The sequence below is a fragment of the Gilliamella sp. B3783 genome, from assembly GCF_026536125.1.
In the GTDB taxonomy this organism is placed as follows: Bacteria; Pseudomonadota; Gammaproteobacteria; order Enterobacterales; family Orbaceae; genus Gilliamella.
Genome location: NZ_JAFNOU010000008.1, coordinates 173,375 through 179,374, shown reverse-complemented (window position 1 = coordinate 179,374; position 6,000 = coordinate 173,375). Strand labels below are relative to the sequence as shown.

At 33.8% G+C, this 6,000-nt stretch carries 5 protein-coding genes and 1 pseudogene; 2 read left to right on the top strand and 4 right to left on the bottom strand.

Annotation, left to right across the window (positions count from 1 at the left end):
- Positions 1-80 (top strand): annotated as a pseudogene (locus J3U59_RS09795) (elongation factor Tu); the annotation flags it as partial.
- Positions 81-251: 171 nt separating this feature from the next.
- Here J3U59_RS09795 and J3U59_RS09790 read toward each other — a convergent pair.
- From J3U59_RS09790 to J3U59_RS09780, 3 genes are all read right to left on the bottom strand, one after another.
- Positions 252-1,013 carry an ABC transporter ATP-binding protein gene (locus J3U59_RS09790; protein WP_065799333.1) on the bottom strand — a complete coding sequence of 254 codons (762 nt, stop codon included), beginning with the start codon at positions 1,011-1,013 and terminating at the stop codon, positions 252-254.
- Positions 1,013-1,840: an ABC transporter permease gene (locus tag J3U59_RS09785; RefSeq protein WP_267344702.1), complete on the bottom strand. Its 828-nt coding sequence runs from the start codon at positions 1,838-1,840 to the stop codon at positions 1,013-1,015. Before J3U59_RS09785 ends, J3U59_RS09790 begins: the two co-directional genes overlap by 1 nt.
- Before the next feature lie 61 nt (positions 1,841-1,901).
- On the bottom strand, positions 1,902-2,903 hold the full coding sequence (locus tag J3U59_RS09780; protein ID WP_267334099.1) for an ABC transporter substrate-binding protein: 1,002 nt from the start codon (positions 2,901-2,903) through the stop codon (positions 1,902-1,904).
- Positions 2,904-3,306: 403 nt separating this feature from the next.
- On the opposite strand from J3U59_RS09780, the gene J3U59_RS09775 reads away from it, so the two are divergent.
- Positions 3,307-3,642, top strand: coding sequence for a zinc ribbon domain-containing protein YjdM (locus J3U59_RS09775; RefSeq protein WP_267334098.1), 336 nt, complete (start codon positions 3,307-3,309; stop codon positions 3,640-3,642).
- 503 nt (positions 3,643-4,145) lie between these two features.
- Here the strand turns inward: J3U59_RS09775 and J3U59_RS09770 are convergent.
- Positions 4,146-5,438 (bottom strand): hypothetical protein, encoded by a 1,293-nt coding sequence (locus J3U59_RS09770; RefSeq protein WP_267334097.1) that lies wholly within the window; start codon positions 5,436-5,438, stop codon positions 4,146-4,148.
- Positions 5,439-6,000: the final 562 nt, after the last annotated feature.

The window sequence follows — 6,000 nt, the reverse complement described above, 5'->3', positions numbered from 1 at the left end:
TGGCAGAAGGTTTACGTTTTGCGATTCGTGAAGGTGGCCGTACTGTTGGTGCGGGTGTTGTTGCTAAAGTTATTAAATAATTTTAGATAATAACTAGAGCACGATGAGTGCTCTTAATTAGCTCAGAAGCAGGTGCACAATGTGCACCTGTTTTTTTATCCAATGAAAAAGAAAGCAAATTGACATCTACAATACAATATCGGTTAACAATCCTTTTTTGATTGTCTTATTGTGACTGTAATAATAATGTTTTATTCAATATCTTGATTGATGGCATCAAGGATTTGTTGATTCAGATTTAAAAAATCGCCCGTATTTAAGGTAGATTTATTTCTTGGACGCATTTGATTAACAGGAAAAATTGCTTTAATCCCTTTTTGTTTCACTGACAATAATACAATTCTATCAGAAAGATAAATTGCCTCTTCAACATCATGAGTAATAAAGATTACAGTGAGTCGATGTTGTTCCCATATTTTAGTCAATAATGTTTGCATTTGATGACGAGTAATTGCATCTAGTGCACCAAATGGTTCATCCATTAATAAAATCTTAGGACGATATGAAATCGCTCTCGCCAACGCAACACGTTGTTTCATACCACCTGATAATTGATTAGGATAAACCTTAGCAAACTTAGATAAATTGACTAACTCAAGGTGTTCTTTGGCAATATCACGGCTTTCGTGGCCTGAGTAACCGGCAGCTGAAAGCGCAAATTCAACATTCTGCTGGACGGTAAGCCAAGGTAATAAAGTGTAAGATTGAAAAACCACACCACGATCGAGCCCTGGGGTATAAATGGGTTTATCATCCACAAAAACTTCACCACTATCATAAGATTCTAAACCTGCGATAATCGATAATAGCGTGCTTTTACCACAACCTGAAGCGCCAACAATTGAAACAAATTCATTATCATTAACCGATAAATTTATATCACTTAATACATTGCGCTGATGCTTACCTAAACAAAAACTTTTATTCAGATGTTTGATAGTTAAGCTCGCCATTATTTTGACCTCACATTATAGCGGAATAGTATTTTTTCAAATAGGCGCATTAACTGATCTGTTATTAATCCCAATAAACCTAAAATTAAAATATAACCAATGATAGTATCCGTTTGAAAATAACGCTGTGAAAGTAGAATTCGATAGCCCAAACCCGATGTTGCCGCCACTAATTCAGCAACAACTAACCAAGTCCATGCCCATCCAAGACTAATACGTAAGGTATCCCAAATAGCTGGCAAAGCCGATGGAATAACAATCTTGAAAAGAATTTTACTTTCACTCATACCTAACGTTCGCCCTAAACCAATAAAATCGGCAGGCACACGTTTAGTCGCATCAATCACCATTAAAACTTGTTGAAAAAAAGTACCAATCCAAATAATGATAAATTTTTGCTGATCGCCAGTACCGAACCATAAAATGGTTAATGGTACAAACGCTACAACAGGCATATATCGAATAAAATCAACTAATGGCTCAATAATGGCTTTACCAACCGCAAAACAGCCAGCTAACACACCAATGATAATTGACATAATTGACGAAATAATAAAAGCGGTAAGAATTCGATAAACACTGACTTGAATATCAGAAATTAATGTACCATTATCCCATAAAACAACCAGCCGCTGCCAAACCGATGGTGGGGAAGGAATAAATATAGGTTGGACTAAACCGTAAGTTGTCACCCCCCACCATAGCACCAAAAGTAAGCCAAATGTCACTATTGAAATTGTTAACATACTGCGGCGCGAGAGCTGCCTACCTATTGTAAATATACGCTGTGACGTGTGTTTGCCTTGTAAGGACTTTTTAGATACCATTATTGCAACTCAACTACTCATACTTAATAAATACTAACAATTTAAATACTCACTTTGATACCTAGTGAGATAAATTATCAACAAATCGACTATCAATAACATTTTCATAGCTTATTGGTTGCATAATCATACCTGCTGAGGTAGCCGCTTTTAATATTTGTGCAAATGTATTTTGTTTAAATGCACCATTGAATTGCTGATTATTATCAGCAATAGATAGATATTCGACGCCATCAAAAGCAGTGGTGATTTCTTCCGGTGACTCACCAATACCTTTTGCAATAATTGCTCGTCCATCTTGTGTATGTTGATGATAATAACGTACAGCATCATTCCAACTCTTAACGAGTGCATAAACTTTGCCTGGATTTTTTTCAATTACTTCGTTACGAACAACAAAGGCATCACTAATCAAACCCGGAACTTGCGCGCCATCATATAATACTTGAATAGAAGCATCATTTGCTTTACTTACAGTAATATATGGCTCATAAGTTACAGCGACATTGACGCGTTTAGTGATTAATGCAGAGCCTGCTGAAGCTGCTGGCATGGGTACGGGGGTAATTTGATCCCATGCTATGTTGGCTTTGTCTAACGCATTACGTAATAAGATATCGCTGGTGGTACCTTCTTCATAAGCTATAGACTTACCTTTTAAATCTGCTAATGTTTTGATGCTTGGCTCAACTAAAATAGCATCTGAAGTTTTACTGGTATCAAGTAATAAAATAATTTTAACTGGAATGCCTGCAGCTACCATACTCATAGCGGTATGGGTTGCCACATTCGCACCATCAATTTGTCCGCTGGCTAAAGCCGCATTAATATCTTTATCTTCAATAAAATTGATCATCGATACATTGGTTAAACCATTTTCGTTAAAAAAACCTTTTTCTTTAGCAATATACCATTGTCCATAACCAAGCCAAGGTTGAATACCAATAGTGACATTTGGTGATTCTGGTTGTGGGATTTGATCGGCAGTTGCTAAAGGATGAAAGAATATAGCGATGAACGTTAAGATTAAGGACGATAATTTTATTACGATGTTTTTAAGCATAACTGTAACCAATTAAAAAATATTCAATATGGTTTTAATATAACCGATTTTTTAGCATAACAGCAAGATAGATCTAAGATATTGCCATATAACAAATTACAAAAGCTGATTTAAGTGATAATGCACTTAGAAGTTTAATGATACAAATAAGACCCATTACCGAAGAATCGTTGAGTCACTATTTGCAAGTAATGATATTAAATATCACAAAGCATAAACTCATCACTATTTTGGATTGAATAATAAATAATCTCTACCTTTATCGTTGAATTGACGACAATCATGAATTTTTGCATGAATTGACCTCATATTAGATGACGTCCAAAACATCATTATCATGACTTAATAACGTTTTTTTGCTATAGTAGGTCCTATTTTATTCAATTTGGATTAATCATATATTATGGAATCTATACCTAACTGCCCTAAATGCCATTCAGAACATACCTATCATGATGGTACTTTTTATGTTTGTCCTGAATGTGCTTATGAGTGGGACCCAAACCAAGTGACTGAAGCATCTGACGCCCTTCAGGTAAAAGATAGTAATGGAAATTTACTGGCTGATGGCGATGATATTATTTTAATTAAAGATCTTAAATTAAAAGGATCATCAACTGTGCTGAAAAAAGGGGCTAAAGCAAAAGGCATTCGTTTAGTTGAAGGCGATCATGAAATCGATTGTAAAATTGATGGTATGAAAATTATGCTAAAAGCCTGCTTTGTCAAAAAAGCTTAGTCAATAAATGTTTGTAATACTGATCTTATCAGTATTACAAACACTTCAATAGGTAAAATACTTACCCCTATTTTGTTATTAAAACTTTTTATAAAATTAAAATACCTTTCGCATGTTCGCGTTAACAACAATCACCTTTACGATCATCTATATGCTTATCATGCTGAAAAATTACCATTATTAACTATTAGGTTAATACCCCAGCTTGTAAATTGATGATAAATTTAATTGATTGCAACACATTAACGAAAATAAAGACGCTGAAAAAAGTGATAATAGCATTGTTGTTAGGCTTTACATCAGCCCCATAGAAAAACCATTAATGAATATCATGCTTGATTATATAGGTTGGCATGAAAATTAATAGTCTAGCTAAACAAAATTTAAATTAAAAATAAATATTATATTAAGGGACGATAATCACATCATCCCTTAATTATTTATCCTTGATAACTCTTTTTATCTAAAAAATTATAGCTGGAGTGATTTATATGTAAATATAGCTATTGCTTACAAGCAATATAATTAATTTTCCCTATTTTGTTTTCATAGCCATCATAACCGACTCCACCATTAACACTATGTACAACAAAGTGCCTGTCTGGTGAATAGTAATCTCTGGTCCAATAATGCTCATTGCGCCAATTAGAATCTGGATAACTTGTTTGATTCATTTGTCCCCACTCAGCACTAAGTCCACCGCCTATCTTGCGAGTATAGTTATTATCGAAATAAGTCCAAAATTGAGGAGCTTGATTTTGTGGTGAATTAGTCAGTTCTTGCCGACTTAATACATTTGATTCACTACCACACTTATCTTGAACAGCAACGGCCCAAATAGCAGAATAATCCCCTGTAGGCACCGCCCAAACCGATGTTGGATTAAAAGTATAATCAAACGTGATCGCTGGCTCTCTTTTCAGCGTGGCACGTATAGTTACATTACCCACAGGTTTCTTGTTTAAAGTAACAAACCCATCTGCACTAACCGTAACCACATCGCTTGTTGGTGTTATTAAAGAAAAACGATAATCATATTGCGAACCCGCCATTACTAACTGAAATTTAGCCCCAGGAAAACCAGTGGTTGGAAATTTTTTTCCATTTGATTGTGTCGGTGATGCTTTAAAACCAAAATTCAGGACATAATCAGTGGTGCGCCCACCACCATATATCGAACTAATTTGCGCATTATTGAGATTCCAAGGTTGTGAATTACCATTGTCATCAAAACTATGCCACTGGGCATTTTCAACAGTAATGGTTGCGTTAGGTTTTGCAAAACATATGGCAGGTTTAGTGGCAATTTTATACTCTTTTTTTAATGTTATATATTCGCTCTCATCGGGTATCCCATATTGTGATTTAACCTTAACTTGTGTAGCAATAACCAGTTTTAGAGGCATATAATAACCACTACCACAGCCAATACTATGCTGATATTCACTTGAATCTATTTGCTTACCGCTATTATCAAACCACTTATATTCAGTATCAGTAATAATAAAAGGGGTATTTAAATGGGCACCATCACCATCACTATCTTTATAATTGTTTAACACTACCAGATTGCTAGTGTCATAATTTTGAACTTGAAAATTATCAAAGGTAAATTCTCCATCAAACACTTTTATTTCTGTTGATTTGATATTATTGTCAAATTCACGATACAAGATATCATTCACTTTGAACCCAAGCTTATTGGTAGCATTTTGAACATCAACAAATCTAGGTGCATTACCAATAATTTTTTGAGATGTTACCGCAGATAGCGCATTAGCAGAATTAATTGGCAATAAAAAAGTAGCGAGCAAAATTAAAATAACAAGGATATCGATTACTTTTATACGACATACAGTTCGATAATTTTTAGTGGCAATTGCATAAAGTAGAAAATAGTTGAAATAAGAAGAGATATAAAAAAGAAAACCGTTATAGAACAGAAAATGATCAATTAGTGTGATGCTTGATGCTTGATGCTTGATGCTTGATGCTTGATGCTTGATGCTTGATTAAGACCATATTTTAACATACTTTACCTCTTTTGACAATTATTCCTTATTTTTCATAAATATAAATATAAATTTTTCTAAAATTGGAAGAATAAATCTGTTTAATAACTATGCAATACAACGTAATTTGCATTAAATATACTTGTATGCTAAATGAAAACGATCTTGTTGTATACCCTTATTATTATAAAAAAATGTCAAGTATATGACGGAATTATTAACACTTATTTAATCAGTTAGACCATTAATCGTTTACACATTTGTACTATAACTTGGCTTTTTGATTACTTTTCTTTTCATCAAAATAGTCATAAATTTGCAATTAAAAAGAATTCAAAATTGAGTT